Genomic DNA, 14,053 nt, shown 5'->3' with positions numbered 1-14,053 from the left:
CGTCCGGGCAGGGCCAGCGGCAACAAACCTCGGGCGGCGATCGCCGGTTTTTAGCCCCAGCCTCCCCGGCAATCAATCTTTAAGGAAGTTGAAGGAACAGGCAAAAGTATTAGCAGCTACAAAAGCCCCTATTCTTTGCCCTTACTATCCAAAGTGCAAATTTCCCTAGGTTTTAACCGCTGGTTGTCGCCAGGGCCTAGAGATTTAGACAGCTTCTAGGAGCGAAAAACGATCGGCGACAACCCTTGCAGCGCCAGCGTTTTTCTACAGATTGTTTGCGCGGGCTTTTAGGTTCCGATTTTTTTAGGTTTTGTCAGTCTTGATATTAATTTGGCCTAGGGTGCTGGGTGGGCCTCAAACCTGGCCAACCCTTATAGATGGCAGCCCTGAGCAGCCGTATCAGCGACGTTGGAGTTTGTCTGAGAGATTCTTTTAGGCCACTGAGACGATAAGCATGACAGCCAGAAATTTCCCGTTCAGGGGTTGCCGATTTCTGTCGTTGTGGTGTGGTTTCTCTGAGACTGTTTAAGGGTAATCTTCTCAGGCTTTTCTAGTGTAAAAAGCAGGGGCGATCGCTCTGCTGTAGAAGCGTTAGTGATCCTATTTCAGTGACGGAGGCGGGCCTTGCCTATGGATGTCAGCTAGCGCCCATTCGCTTTTTCACGATCTGAGGCAGGAGGTGGGCCTGCCCAGGTTGACCAAAACGTTACGTCCCATGGCCATAATTGCATTCAAGTATTAGGAGACTGCTATGAGTGGAAACGAGCTGCGCGCCCAGGCCATTGCCAGCATTGCCTGCCGTCCCAAAGTGCCGGTCAGCACGCCAGGGCGGCTCGAAGACCTGTGGGCCAAGGACGTGTTTAGCCTCAGCAAAATGCAGGAGTGCCTGCCCAAGTCAGTATTCAAATCGCTGCAAAAGACCATCACCACCGGAGCTACCCTGGACATGTCGGTGGCCGATGTGGTGGCGGTCGCGATGAAAGACTGGGCGATCGCCAAGGGGGCGCTCTACTACTCCCACATGTTCTACCCGCTCACCAACGCCACCGCCGAAAAGCACGACGGCTTTATTTCGGTACAGGGCGATGGGTCGGTAATCTCAGAATTTTCGGGCAAGGTGCTGGTGCAGGGCGAGCCGGATGGGTCGAGCTTTCCCAACGGCGGTATTCGCTCCACCTTTGAGGCCCGGGGCTACACCGCCTGGGATGTCACCAGCCCCGCCTTTGTGATGGAAACCGAAAACGGCGTCACCCTGTTTATTCCCACGGTGTTTGTGTCGTGGACCGGCGAGGCGCTGGATAAAAAAACGCCGCTGCTGCGCTCCAACGCGGCCATGAGCAAGGCCGCCACTCGGGTGCTCAAGCTGCTGGGCCACAGCGAAGTGGCCCCGGTCAACTCCAGCTGCGGCGCGGAGCAGGAATATTTTCTGGTCGATGCCAGCTTTGCCAGCGTGCGCCCCGACCTGCTGCTGGCGGGCCGCACCCTGTTTGGCAAGTCGCCCGCCAAGGGACAGCAGTTTGACGACCACTACTTTGGCGTCATTCCCGAGCGGGTGCAGGTGTTCATGCAGGATGTGGAAGAAAAGCTCTACCGCCTGGGCATTCCAGCCAAGACCCGCCACAACGAGGTGGCCCCTGGTCAGTTTGAAATCGCTCCCTTCTTTGAAGCGGCCAACGTGGCCAGCGACCACCAACAGCTGATCATGACCGTGCTGCGCACCACCGCCAAAAAGCACGGTTTTGTCTGCCTGCTGCACGAAAAACCCTTTGCGGGCATCAACGGCTCGGGCAAGCACGTCAACTGGTCGGTGGGCAACGCCACCCAGGGCAACCTGCTCGACCCCGGCGATACGCCCCACGCCAACGCCCAGTTTCTGGTGTTCTGCGGCGCGGTCATTCGCGGGGTACACAAGTACGGCCCGCTGCTGCGGGCGGTGATTGCCAGCGCCAGCAACGACCACCGGCTGGGGGCCAACGAGGCTCCTCCGGCGATTATCTCGATCTACCTGGGCAGTCAGCTGCAGGATGTGTTTGACCAGATTGCCTCAGGCGAGGTCACCGGATCCCAGGCGAAAGGGGAGATGGATCTCGGGGTCGATACCCTGCCGGTGTTTCCAAAGGATGCAGGCGATCGCAACCGCACCTCTCCCTTTGCCTTTACCGGCAACCGCTTCGAGTTTCGTGCCGTGGGCTCGGGCCAGTCGGTCTCGGGGCCGCTGGTGGCGATGAACACCATTCTGGCCGACTCGCTCGACTGGATGGCTGACCAGCTAGAGACCAAGCTGGGGGCTGGCGTTGAACTCAACGTCGCTATTCACGACATTCTGCGCGACGTGATGCGCGACCACGGGGCCGTGGTGTTTAATGGCAACGGCTACTCTGCTGAGTGGCACGAAATGGCCGTCAACGAGCGGGGATTACTCAACCTGCGCACTACCGCCGACGCCCTGCCCGTGCTGCGCGAACAGTACATCGAAGACCTGTTTACCAAAGAGAAGGTGCTCACCCCAGTGGAACTGGGCAGCCGCTTTGAGGCCTACTCAGAGCAGTACATCCAGCACATTGAGGTCGAGGCCAAGCTGGTGATCAGCATGGCCAAAACCATCATCTATCCCGCTGCCATGCGGCACATGGGCGAATTGGCCAAAACCATCGACAGCCTCGATGAGATCGGCATTGAGTTTGGCAAAGACAGCGTGGTCAAGGTAGCCGAGCTGACCAAGTCGATGATGGCCTCGGTGGGCGAGCTGAGCGACATGATGACCAAGCACTTCATGTCGGTGGAAGAGCACATGCAGTTCTGCGCCCAAACCATTCGCCCCCTGATGGACCAGGTGCGGGAGTACGCCGACGCTCTAGAGGGCGAAGTGGCCGACGATCTCTGGCCCCTGCCCACCTACCAGGAGATGCTGTTTATCAAGTAGGGGCAAACGGCCGTTTGCCCCCGCCAGGACTTTGAAATGCCTGGTTCGCCCCTGTATTCAAGCATTCCAGGTTTTCCCAAGGGAGCAATCATCTAGTTGATGCAAAGCCCTCCGTCGTTTCTTGGTTGGGAAATGACGGAGGGCTTTATATTGGCGTAAGCAGAGTTTTGTCTGAATTACCTCGGTTTGGCAGGGCAAATGCCATTTGCCCCTACAGGATATCTTGTCGAATTGGGGGTTATTGAAGACTAAACGTTCGATGACATTTCCGATATTTAGCGCTGCCCCGTGAGCAAACCCGTTAAAACCAACGCCGCCCGTATTCTCGATCGCCTCAAGCTGCCCTACGACATTCTGGAGTACGAGGTTGACCCCGACGATCTGGCCGCCGAGAGCACGGCTGAAAAGCTGGGCCTACCGCCTGAGCAGGTGTTCAAGACCCTGGTGGCCAAAGGCGATCGCACGGGCGTGTGCCTAGCCGTCATCCCCGGCAGCGCCCAGCTCGATCTCAAGGCGCTGGCGGCGCTGGCGGGCGATCGCAAAACCGACACCGTACCGCTCAAAGATGTGCAGCCCCTCACCGGCTACATTCGCGGCGGCGTCACCGCATTGGGCACCAAAAAAGCCTACCCAGTCTATGTGGATGACTCGATTTTAGCCTTTGAAACCGTGGCCGTATCGGCGGGCAAGCGGGGGCTAATGCTGTGGCTGACCCCGCAGGATTACCTGGCGGCAACCCAGGCAACCACAGGCGCGATCGCCCAAGATCGGCCCCTAAAGTAGCGACGGCCATTGTGCCCAGGACATCAACCCCGGTCACGGCTAAAATCTGGGACGGCGCAACGGCTTATAGCCATCACGCCAAGAATATTGGTCATGTCCTAACATTCTGGCGACGGCTATACCAATCGTCCACTGGGCTAGAACAGGTTTAGCGTAGGGGCATGGCAGTCCATAATGTCCCTACCAGAGACTTTCGCCTGCTGAACTGTCCTAACTAAATCGGCTGCTGCGATCTGAGATCACCCGTTCCAGGCGCTAGCTGCTACACCTAAAAAAAGGGCACCCCATGAGGTGCCCCTTACTGCTCCAGCTACAGCACAAAGCTGAATCAATGGCGCAAATATTGAGTGAGTTAAGCTAGCTGATGCAGCTCATCCTCAAGCTGCTGCAGCAGCTGGTCGTTGCCCTGGGCCCGTGCCACTTCAATGCGATGCTGAATCGATCGCTGAATATTGACGCGATGGGCTTCTGCGGCTTCCCGCAGCAGATGCCGTCGGGCTTGCAAACCCCGCCCAGCCACCACACGCCCAGCCTGAAACACAGGCTGACGCTCGGGAGTCGCTGCCGGAGGCTGTACTTGCCCATGGCAGTTGGTGCTGTAGGCAACCCCACGGTAGGTATAGTTGCCAATATGCTGAGTCACGGGCAAATGGCTGACGTAAGAGAACTTCAGGGGACGACCCCGGTATTGCCCAGTTAGCTCACTTTCACGCACTTCGAGGGACGGCGGATTGTAGTCGTATTCCACGCCGCGATAGCAGAGTTTCATGTCATGTCTCCTGTTGACCAAGGATTTAACAAACTGCGTAAGCAGGGTGCGTTCCTTCAGGAGTCAGTCTCCTTACTTCCGTCTAGGGCCAGTGGAGCAACTACCCCACACCTGCCAACAAGATGAACGTCAACGTATTTCTGTATTCAATTTTACCGATTATTTTCGATGTCAGCAAGTCATGGCATTTGATTTTGGGGCAATATCTATCCCCAGAAAGAGCTTGCTGGGCAAGGGTTTAGGGCAAAAGTCAGGCGATCGCTCGGCTGCAATTCTTTACGTAGCCGCACCAGTCTTTACCGCCCGTTGTTCAACCTTCAAAGAACAGCAATTTACACTATGCTGAAGATGTAACAGTTGCTTAACAACTGTTGGCACACCTCACGGGGTTTCCCCTTCTATGAAATGCATCATTAACCGCCGGGCGCAGTTTTCTGCCAGCCACCGCTACTGGCTGAGCGAGCTTAGCGCCGCCGAAAACAGCCAGCGATTTGGGCCCTGCGTCAACGCCCCTGGCCACGGCCACAACTACGTGCTCTACGTATCGATGGAGGGCGACCTCGACGAGTATGGCATGGTGCTCAATCTGTCAGACGTCAAGCACGTGATCAAAAAAGAGGTCACCGCCCAGCTCGACTTTGCCTACCTCAACGAGGTCTGGCCCGAGTTTGAGCGCACCCTGCCCACCACCGAGTACCTGGCTAAGGTGATTTGGGATCGCCTCGCCCCTCACCTGCCCCTCGTCAATATTCAGCTTTTTGAACACCCCGAACTCTGGTCCGACTACTCAGGTAACGCTATGGAAGCTTTTCTCACCGTCAGCACCCACTTCAGCGCCGCCCACCGCCTGGCCTCGCCGCGCCTCAGCTACGAAGAAAACTGCGAAATCTACGGCAAGTGCGCTCGCCCCCACGGCCACGGCCACAACTATCACTTAGAGGTCACCGTCAAGGGCCAAATCGACCCCCGCACCGGCATGCTGGTAGACCTGGCCGCCCTGCAGGCCGCCATTGATGAGCACGTCGTCGAGCCCTTTGACCACACCTTTCTCAACAAAGACATTCCCTACTTCGCCGAAGTAGTGCCCACCGCCGAAAATATTGCCGTCCACATTCGCGATTTGCTGCACAGCCCGATCGCCGCCCTTGGGGCCAGCCTGCACAAGGTGAAGCTGATCGAAAGCCCTAACAACTCCGCCGAAGTTTACGCGCCCGTGTCAGACGATCAAACAATCCCCACCACCGCCCCCGAATTAGCCGCTGTGTAACCTCAGTACCTGAAGCCCCTAACCCACGCTCAATCTATCGGCTAGGGTCTTCCGCCTCGGCGGGGGGCACTGCTGCCTTCGTAGTTTTCGTAGGCGGCGACAATGCGCTGCACCAGCGGGTGGCGCACCACATCCGCCTGGTTAAGCTGGCAAAAGGCAATACCGTCGACCCCTTGGAGAATTTTTTGGGCGATCGCTAGACCCGAGGTTTGATCACTGGGCAGGTCGGTTTGGGTGACATCGCCCGTGACCACCATGCGCGACTTGAACCCCAGCCGGGTCAGCACCATTTTCATCTGGCCCGGAGTGGTATTTTGGGCCTCATCCATGATTACAAAGGCGTTGTTGAGGGTGCGGCCCCGCATGTAGGCCAGCGGCGCCACCTCAATAATGCCCCGCTCCATCAGGTTGGCAATTTTTTCGGGGTCAACCAGCTCGTGGAGCGCGTCGTAGAGGGGGCGCAGGTAGGGGTTGACCTTTTGCTGCAAATCGCCGGGCAAAAAGCCCAGCCGTTCGCCAGCTTCCACCGCCGGACGGGTGAGAATGAGCCGCTCAAACTCATTGTTGAGCAGAGCCTGTACCCCCACCAGGGTGGCCAAAAAGGTTTTGCCGGTGCCCGCTGGGCCAACGCAGAACACCATATCGGTGTTGCGCAGCGCCTTGACGTAGCGCTTTTGGCGAAAGGTTTTGGCCCGAATCACCTCGCCCCGGCGGGTGCGGGCTACCACATCCTGGTGAATGGCCTGGAGTTCGTCAATGCGATCGGTGTCGAGCGCCTGGCGGGCGGTCATAATGTCGGCACTGGTGACCGGTTGCCCCTGGCTCCACAGCGGCTCTAGGGCCTGCACCAACCGCTGGGCCAGGGCAACGCCATTGTCTGTGCCCGTAACAAACAACTCCTGACCGCGCAGCACTAGAGATGCTCCAGTTTGGCTAGCCAGGAGTTTGAGGTTTTCGTCGCGGTAGCCAGCCAGAGCAAGGGCACCCTCCAGGCTGGGCAATTCGATCTGAAGGGGAGAAGACATCTAAACCAGTTGCCTAACCTTTAGGCTTGCATGTAACCATTCTAGGGTTTTGGCCGCAGCTGGGGCTTTGGCTTACCGGACGATCGCTGCGGTGTTCTGGAAGGCTTACGGTCAGAGCCGCTATCGGCCTCCGAAGCACCATAGACATCCACATAGGCCGACCATCCCGATAGGGCAGCTGTCGCCCGCACGATGGTGCGAATGGCCTGAATATTGCGCCCGCCCCGACCAAACACCTTGCCTCGCTCATCACCCTTGAAGGCAATTCTGATCCAGACCTTAGCCTGGGCTGCATTTTCTTCGCAGTCAATGCGCAGCGAATCGGGCGAGTCTAAAAAAGGCTCTACCAGAAACCGAACCAGACCTGGGAAATCCGGGCTATCCATGTCGGGGGTGGGGGCTAAAGACAGTAACTGATCTAGGCTTCAGCCTTAGCTTCGACTTTAGGCTCAACCTTGGCTGCAACCTTATGCCGCTCCAGCAGGTTGGCTTTTTCGAGGATGTGCCGCACGGTCTTGGTGGGCTCTGCACCCTGCTCTAGACGGCGCGTGATCGCGGGAACGTCTAGCCGAGTTTCGTCAGTGCGGGGGTTGTAGAAACCAACTTCTTCTAGAGGGCGACCATCGCGACGGGCCTCGCTGTTGATGACCACGATGCGGTAGCTGACTTCCCGCTTTTTACCGAAACGCTTGAGTCGAAGCTTAATCATAGGGTTTAGAGCAACAATCGTAAGGGTGAAAGAGTTCTCAAATGGATGATGACGAGACAGCCAAACTGAATCCACAGGTTTCTAATCCTAACATCAGAAACCCCCGACAGCAATGGCTTGACTGAATAAGTCTAGAACTCTGGTGCAGCGACCTGGGCGTGGCGCTGCACCTCGCAGAATACCCCAAAATCTTGGATCCAATTCGCCGAACTGGAATTTGGGGGGTCTAATGACTATCTTTAGTCTTCGTGATCATCGAAGGGGTCGGCCAGCTGCTTGGAGGGCGGCCCAAAGGACATGTAAACTGAGTAACCCGTGACGGCAACGAGCACGGTCGCGACGGAAATGATAAGAACTGTTGCAGGTTCCATGGAGTTTATGAGAATAAGAAACCACTCCATCCTATAATATTACGAACTATAAAGTGTTGATTGTGGAAGGATCCATGGCACAACGGACTTGGCTAGGAGACGTGTTGAAGCCCCTTAATTCTGAGTACGGTAAGGTTGCTCCCGGTTGGGGCACTACCCCTCTGATGGCGGTTTTCATCGGTCTGTTCTTCGTGTTTTTGCTGATTATTTTGCAGCTTTACAATTCTTCCATCGTGCTAGACAGCTTTGATGTTGACTGGCGCAGCGTAGGTCTCTAGGGAATTGAAGGGCTGAGCCTCAGCGGTTTGGCACTGACCTTTGCGATCAAATTTGGGTTTAGATCAAGTCCAGTTCAGGATCTGAAGTTGTCTTACCGGCAAAGCTCTATTTCTGGACTTGGATTTGGTAGATATCCAGAATTCACCTGTCTGAGGCTGGCGTAGACCCTTGACTACCCAGCCTCTTTTGCCATTTCATGCATAACAGCAGTAGTTCACGCAGATTGCCCCTGGGGGTTGGCCTATGAACGTTTTTGGTGTGGGTTTGCCAGAGATGGCGCTGATTTTGGTGCTAGCCCTGCTGGTGTTTGGTCCCAAAAAATTGCCCGAGATTGGTCGCAGCTTGGGTAAAGCCATTAAGGGCTTTCAGGATGCCTCGAAGGAGTTTGAAGAGGAGTTTAAGAAGGAAGCTCAGCAGATCGAAAAAGCGGTCACTACGCCCATGAAGGCGACGCTAGAGCCCGATTCGCAAAAGGTGCTAACCCCTCCAGACGCTGCTGCTGACGCTGCGCCTGCGCCCGCCGTGGCCGAGCCCCCGCTAGAGGTAAGCGACATCAACGGCAGCAGCCCGGTGGCTGAGTCGGCTGAGACCGATCCTGCCTAAGTTGCTTGAGGACCGTTGCGCTATGGCTGAAACATTACCTCCCCCGCCCCCCGGCCTGATTGTTGGGCTGGGGAATCCGGGGGACAAGTACGCGGGCACCCGCCACAATATTGGTTTTGAGGTAGTCGATCGCCTGTCTAAAACCTGGGCCATCCCGCTCAAGCAGGAGCGGCGGTTTCAGGCCGAATACGGGGCTGGCTTTGGCCCCCGCCGTGACAAGGTGTACTTGCTCAAGCCCCTCACCTACATGAATCGATCGGGCCAGTCGATGCGAGCTGCGCTGGACTGGCTGAAGCTGTCGCCGGCCCAGGTGCTGGTGGTCTATGACGATATGGATTTGCCGGTGGGACGGCTGCGGCTGCGACTGTCGGGGTCGGCGGGTGGACACAACGGCATGAAGTCGGCGATCGCGCATTTGGGCACCCAGGACTTTCCTCGCCTGCGGATTGGGATTGGGGCCAGTGATCGCGCCAGCGACGGAGCCGTTATCTCCCACGTGTTGGGTAACTTTTCAAAAGCTGAGCGCACCACCATGGATGCCGTTGTCGATACGGCCCTGCGCGCCCTGGAAAAGGCTATCGTTGACGGGGTTGAAAAGGCAATGAGCCTCTACAATCCTGTTGATTTAAGCGATTCTTGAGCGATGTAGGCCGTTCAAACTGTGAGGGATCCCGCTAGTTGTAGGCCAGTAGAGTGCTTTAGAACAGAATGATCCAGCGATCGGGCCTCATGGCAATAGTTCAGCAGCAAGCTGATCCCAGGCTGAGGCGATCGCTGGCATTGAGCCCGAGCAAGTTGCCCTAGGGTGCCGGAGGCGAGCCGTACTGGGCAAACCAGTTCTGATAGGTTTGCAGCATTGTACTATCCTTCAAAAACAGCTCTAGGCGAACGTTGCTGCACTGCTTTAACAACGTCATTTCTAAACCTAAGAGCACCTGAACGGCCGTTTCAGATGCTTCAAACTGGTGAACGGTAGCTTTTAGCCCAGTCTTTTGCTTGAGAAAGATATAAATTCTAATTTTTTCGCAGTGATCATCTAGAGTTTTGGCCGTTTCCAAAAAGTTCACGGCATCTCGAATAGTATTTAAATGGCCGATCGCGGTTAGTTCGTGAGTATTAGACTCTATGCCAAAGTCGGAGTCAGCATCAGAGGCGATCGCATTTCCCAGCAGGCGGGGTTCCCCTAACTTAACCTCGACTAGAGGTTCGCCCTCACCGATTCTTTCAACGACTAGCTTTTCTCGCCGAATCGGCACCTCTATTATTTCTGTCTCGATTATACGGCGCACGCTGACTTCGCCGACCTTAACCCGCCTGCGATTGACGACTAACCGTTCTTCAACTAGCTGAATAGTTTGACCAGCGTTAGCCATAAGCTGCTGACGATCAACATCGAGAGTGACCGTTTTTCGTTCCGCATCGATACCCTTAATTTGGGTATTGTCGATGGTGACCTCGGCCCCAGCCTGTCCCCCATTGACCGGCTGTACAATCAGGGAAAAATCACCTCCTGCGAGGGGATTCACTCTGGTCACCGTTCCGATTAAAGATCCAGAGCGATCGAGTACAGAACCGTTAATCAATTGATGTTCAGGCATAGCAGCTACAGAGAGAATTAAACAGCTTAAGGATGGGGCATTGCTGTGACAACGCCCCATTGAGTTTAGACAGAAAGACCAGGCCAGATTTTCTGGCCCAAATCTTTCTAAGGTGTCAGCACTTCAGTGCTATCGCTTGACTCTGGGGTTACCGTCAGTGTCAATGTCTAGCTCTTCACGGCGCACCTGATCCCGCAGCCGCACAGTTTCCTGCTCGGTTTCTTTGCGAACGTTGACTTCTTCGCGGACGAAAGCCTGCTTTTCAGCGGTGACTTCATCCTCGTAGACGTCCATACGCGCTACCTCTTGGTTCTCAAAGGCGTGATCAGCACCGACCGCAGGCTGACCAGTAACGTCGTGGCGTTCAATCACAACTCGCTCTTTGGTGATCGGTTCGGTAACTTCGGCGGTCTCAGTTTTGACTTGCTTGCCAACCCGCACTTCACCAACTTTGTTGTGCTCGCGGTGAGCAATCAAGCGCTCCTCGTACAACCGCAGCGGGCCCTGGTTGTCCTGATCGCTCAGGCCATAAAAATGAGGTTCGCGATCGTAGTCGTAACGATTGGCATTGGTCTGAGTGGTGCGCGCACCTGCGTTGCTTTCCAAAGGACGCATGGCCTGCTTGTCGGTGTTTAAGGCGTTCATGCGATCGGCGTCGTTAGGGGTAGCGTAGTTACTACCTAAAAATTGGCGGTTAGAACGACCCTGGGCAATCGGTTGATACTGCCCCCGCACTCGGTCTTCGTAGCGCTCATCGACAACGGTCTTATCGTCGTACTCAGGCAGATTCTCTACTTGAGACTTAGATAGCCCGTTTACATAAACGCGCTTTTTGTTGTAGTCAAAGTTGGCCAAACCGATGGGCAGCAAAACATTTTTCCCGAAGATCCACGGGCCCGTATCGACCACAACGTAGCGGAAACGGCCTGAATCATCTACTAGCAAATCTTTGACAGTACCTACTCGCTCGTCTCCCTGAGTGTGAATGGAGTAAGAATCGAGATCACCCATCTGCCCATCGGCCAGAGTTTCGCGATAGTTGGGGTAGTAGTCTTTAAGTCGATGTAAAGGCATATGAAGCCTCCTTTAATTCGTCTTTATAGAGCATAGGAAGATAGCCTCAGTGCCTCATCGTCCAATGGAAAGGCAGTGGCAACCTCAATAGGCATAGCTTTTTAGTCATTTCTATATCAATCAAAAATCTAAAGATTTGTAAATATTGTAATTAGTCTATGTTCACCATTGGGCCTATCTCCACATTGGTAAAGATGCCAGATAGAGACCTGCAAACCTAATATTTCTGAGCGATCGCCTATGCGCTTTTTATATAGACAGAGAGCTGAACAAACACCATGAATTTCAATTGGGCAGGGGCACCAAAATGCGCTCTTCGGCCCTTAGGCAAGGTTGAGGGCGCAATCTCTCGCCAAACGCACCATGCTTGGCCAATCATGGAGATTTCAAATAAAAAACCGGGCTGTTGAGTTCAAGTCCCCCTAACTGGGGTTTGACGCCTCAACAGCCCGGTTTTTAGAGCGATGCTAGGCTGCGGCTAGGCCACGATGGCGCAGCAGCGCCTGGGTACTGGGCTCGCGACCGCGAAAGGCTTTGAACACCTCCATCGGGTGACGGCTGCCGCCCAGGGCCAGCACGGTATCGCGGAAGCGATGCCCGGTTTCTGCGATCGCCGCCTCGTCATTTAGCCCCGCTTCTTCAAAGGCCGCAAAGGCATCGGCACTCAAGACCTCAGCCCAGAAGTAGCTGTAGTAGCCCGCCGCGTAGCCCCCGGCAAAAATGTGGGTGAAGGCACACAGAAAAGCATCCTCCGGCAGGGGCTTGAGAATAGACGACTGTTCGGCAATGCGCTGGCTCACCTCCCGCACCGTTTCATCGCTGCCCGGACGGTAGCGGTGGTGAAGCTCAATGTCGGTCCAGCCAAAGCGAACCTGCCGCAGAATGGCGCTGCCGGTCATAAAGGTGCGAGCGGCAACAATCTTTTGGTACAGATCCTCGGGCAAAAGTTCGCCGGTATCGACGTGGCGAGCCAGGGTGAGCAGGGTGTCACGGTGGTAGCACCAGTTCTCCATAAACTGGCTGGGCAGTTCAACCGCGTCCCACTCAACATTGCTAATGCCTGCGGCACCCACGTAGTCCACTTTGGTTAGCATGTGCTGGAGGCCGTGGCCAAACTCGTGGAACAGGGTTTCGACATCGCGGAAGGTCATCAGGCTGGGTTTGCCGTCAACCGGGGGGGCCTGATTGCACACCAGGTAGGCCACTGGCAGCCGCACCTGCCCGTTGATTTTGCCCCGGTTGATGCAGTCATCCATCCAGGCTCCGCCGCGCTTTTCGGCGGGGCGGCTGTAGGGGTCGAGGTAGAAGTGAGCGATGGGGTCGCCGCTGCCGTTGAGCACCTGAAAGTAGCGCACGTCGGGGTGCCAGATCGGCGCTTCGCCATCGGCGGGGGCAATGGTGACATCGAAGATGCGGTGGGCCAGGGCAAACAGGCCGTCTAGCACCTGGGGCAGCGGAAAGTAGGGCCGCAGTTCTTCGTCGTTGAGGCCGTACTTTTCTTCGCGGATGCGCTCGGCCCAAAAGGCCGTATCCCAGTGGGTGAGGCTGTCGGCTTCGGCGGCACCTTTGGCTTGGGCAAAGGCTTTGAGTTCGTCCAGTTCCTTGACGGCGGTGTCGTAGCTGGCGACCCGCAGCTCACCCATCAGCTTCTCGATCGCCTCGACAGAAGGAGCCATCTTGCGGGCCAGGCTGAGCTCAGCGTAGGTGGCGTAGCCGAGCAGGTTGGCCATCTCATGGCGCAGCTCCAAAATTTTCTCGATGTTGGGGCTGTTGTCGAGGTCGCCTGCGGACGCGCGGGTGACAAAGGCGCGGTAGAGCTGCTCGCGCAGGTCGCGGCGGCGGCTGTGCTGCATAAACGGCCCAAAGCTGGGGTAGTCGAGGGTAATGCGCCAGGGGCCAGCGGCTGGGGTCGCACCCTCTTCGCCAGCATCGCGGGCCAGCTGGGCGGCCAGGGCCAGCAGACTGGGCGGCAGACCGTCAATCTCGTCGGCAGTGGTGAGGGTGAGGCTAAAGGCCTTGGTGGCATCGAGCACGTTGTTGCCAAACTTGGTGGTGAGCTCGGCCAGGGCCTGCTGAATGTCGTTAAAGCGCTCTTTTTCTGCCCCCTCCAGGCCGACCCCGGACAGCTCAGCTTCGCGAATAGACGACTCGACAATGCGCTGCTGGGCTGGGTCAAAGCTGGCCCACTGGTCACTGGCGCGCAGCTGCTTAAAGGCTTCGTAGATGGGCTTGCTCTGGCCCAGGCGGGTGGCAAACTGCACCAGGGTGGGCTGCACTTCCTCATAGGCGGCGCGCAGCTCGGGGCTATTTTTCACCCCCATTAAATGGCCAACAATGCCCCAGCTCCACCTCAGACGCTCTTCGATGCGGGTGAGGGGCTCGACCAGCCCCTCCCAGGTGGGCACAACGTTGGTTTCTAGAGCCTCTAGAGCTGTACTGAGGTCGTCGATGAGAGCCGTAATGCCGGGCACGATGTGGGCAGTTTCAATGCTGTCAAAGGGAGGCAGACCGGCACCAATGAGTAGAGGATTTTGCAGAGTGGTAGCTGTCATAGTCGAAGAATCAATCGTGGTGGAGGGACAAAAACCGATAAAACTGACCGGACTAGGGCAGTTCTCCTTCGGAGACGCTGGCTCTGAAAGAGAGCGTTGC

Annotated in this window: 15 protein-coding genes and 1 riboswitch; of the genes, 7 read left to right on the top strand and 8 right to left on the bottom strand. The window is 56.3% G+C overall.

Annotated elements, in window-relative coordinates:
- Positions 1–751: 751 nt before the first annotated feature.
- Together ACQ4N7_RS14630 and ybaK are read left to right on the top strand one after the other, a co-directional pair.
- Positions 752–2,923: a glutamine synthetase III gene (locus tag ACQ4N7_RS14630; protein WP_430712239.1), complete on the top strand. Its 2,172-nt coding sequence runs from the start codon at positions 752–754 to the stop codon at positions 2,921–2,923.
- A 288-nt stretch (positions 2,924–3,211) separates the two neighbouring features.
- Positions 3,212–3,706 (top strand): Cys-tRNA(Pro) deacylase, encoded by a 495-nt coding sequence (gene ybaK, locus ACQ4N7_RS14625; RefSeq protein WP_430712238.1) that lies wholly within the window; start codon positions 3,212–3,214, stop codon positions 3,704–3,706.
- 352 nt (positions 3,707–4,058) lie between these two features.
- On the opposite strand, the gene pirA is transcribed toward ybaK, so the two are convergent.
- Entirely contained in the window at positions 4,059–4,475 is a 417-nt protein-coding gene (gene pirA / locus ACQ4N7_RS14620) for an arginine synthesis PII-interacting regulator PirA (protein ID WP_430712237.1), read from the bottom strand.
- Positions 4,476–4,520: 45 nt separating this feature from the next.
- A riboswitch (Glutamine riboswitch) is annotated at positions 4,521–4,606 on the bottom strand.
- Between pirA and ACQ4N7_RS14615 the strand changes: the two genes are divergently transcribed.
- Positions 4,567–4,821 (top strand): hypothetical protein, encoded by a 255-nt coding sequence (locus ACQ4N7_RS14615; RefSeq protein WP_430712236.1) that lies wholly within the window; start codon positions 4,567–4,569, stop codon positions 4,819–4,821. (Overlaps the previous riboswitch by 40 nt.)
- A 54-nt stretch (positions 4,822–4,875) precedes the next feature.
- Positions 4,876–5,742 carry a 6-carboxytetrahydropterin synthase gene (locus ACQ4N7_RS14610; RefSeq protein ID WP_430712235.1) on the top strand — a complete coding sequence of 289 codons (867 nt, stop codon included), beginning with the start codon at positions 4,876–4,878 and terminating at the stop codon, positions 5,740–5,742.
- Positions 5,743–5,783: 41 nt separating this feature from the next.
- Here the strand turns inward: ACQ4N7_RS14610 and ACQ4N7_RS14605 are convergent, their stop codons facing one another.
- The 4 genes from ACQ4N7_RS14605 to psbN all read right to left on the bottom strand — a co-directional run bounded on the left by ACQ4N7_RS14605 (position 5,784) and on the right by psbN (position 7,847).
- Positions 5,784–6,767 (bottom strand): PhoH family protein, encoded by a 984-nt coding sequence (locus tag ACQ4N7_RS14605; RefSeq protein ID WP_430712234.1) that lies wholly within the window; start codon positions 6,765–6,767, stop codon positions 5,784–5,786.
- 41 nt (positions 6,768–6,808) lie between these two features.
- Positions 6,809–7,153: a KH domain-containing protein gene (locus tag ACQ4N7_RS14600; protein ID WP_430712233.1), complete on the bottom strand. Its 345-nt coding sequence runs from the start codon at positions 7,151–7,153 to the stop codon at positions 6,809–6,811.
- A 32-nt stretch (positions 7,154–7,185) separates the two neighbouring features.
- Positions 7,186–7,476, bottom strand: a complete 291-nt coding sequence (gene rpsP, locus ACQ4N7_RS14595; RefSeq protein ID WP_106920757.1) for a 30S ribosomal protein S16 — start codon at positions 7,474–7,476, stop codon at positions 7,186–7,188.
- Positions 7,477–7,715: 239 nt separating this feature from the next.
- On the bottom strand, positions 7,716–7,847 hold the full coding sequence (gene psbN / locus ACQ4N7_RS14590; RefSeq protein ID WP_040697336.1) for a photosystem II reaction center protein PsbN: 132 nt from the start codon (positions 7,845–7,847) through the stop codon (positions 7,716–7,718).
- 74 nt (positions 7,848–7,921) lie between these two features.
- On the opposite strand from psbN, the gene psbH reads away from it, so the two are divergent.
- From psbH to pth, 3 genes are all read left to right on the top strand, one after another.
- Positions 7,922–8,125 carry a photosystem II reaction center phosphoprotein PsbH gene (gene psbH, locus ACQ4N7_RS14585; protein ID WP_026073000.1) on the top strand — a complete coding sequence of 68 codons (204 nt, stop codon included), beginning with the start codon at positions 7,922–7,924 and terminating at the stop codon, positions 8,123–8,125.
- A gap of 244 nt (positions 8,126–8,369) precedes the next feature.
- Complete coding sequence (locus tag ACQ4N7_RS14580) at positions 8,370–8,729, top strand: TatA/E family twin arginine-targeting protein translocase (protein WP_430712232.1); 360 nt, start codon at positions 8,370–8,372, stop codon at positions 8,727–8,729.
- Between the two features lie 22 nt (positions 8,730–8,751).
- The gene (gene pth, locus ACQ4N7_RS14575; protein WP_430712231.1) at positions 8,752–9,369 is read left to right on the top strand and encodes an aminoacyl-tRNA hydrolase; all 618 of its coding nucleotides are present in this window, start codon (positions 8,752–8,754) and stop codon (positions 9,367–9,369) included.
- Between the two features lie 160 nt (positions 9,370–9,529).
- Here the strand turns inward: pth and ACQ4N7_RS14570 are convergent, their stop codons facing one another.
- The 3 genes from ACQ4N7_RS14570 to ACQ4N7_RS14560 form a co-directional block, all read right to left on the bottom strand.
- Positions 9,530–10,327 (bottom strand): YsnF/AvaK domain-containing protein, encoded by a 798-nt coding sequence (locus ACQ4N7_RS14570; RefSeq protein WP_430712230.1) that lies wholly within the window; start codon positions 10,325–10,327, stop codon positions 9,530–9,532.
- Positions 10,328–10,456: 129 nt separating this feature from the next.
- Positions 10,457–11,401 (bottom strand): DUF2382 domain-containing protein, encoded by a 945-nt coding sequence (locus ACQ4N7_RS14565; protein WP_430712229.1) that lies wholly within the window; start codon positions 11,399–11,401, stop codon positions 10,457–10,459.
- Positions 11,402–11,868: 467 nt separating this feature from the next.
- Positions 11,869–13,953: a M3 family metallopeptidase gene (locus ACQ4N7_RS14560; protein WP_430712228.1), complete on the bottom strand. Its 2,085-nt coding sequence runs from the start codon at positions 13,951–13,953 to the stop codon at positions 11,869–11,871.
- Between the last annotated feature and the right edge of the window lie 100 nt (positions 13,954–14,053).

Source organism: Nodosilinea sp. AN01ver1, from assembly GCF_050565655.1.
Taxonomy (GTDB): domain Bacteria; phylum Cyanobacteriota; class Cyanobacteriia; order Phormidesmidales; family Phormidesmidaceae; genus Nodosilinea.
This window is presented reverse-complemented; position numbering and strand designations above follow the sequence as displayed.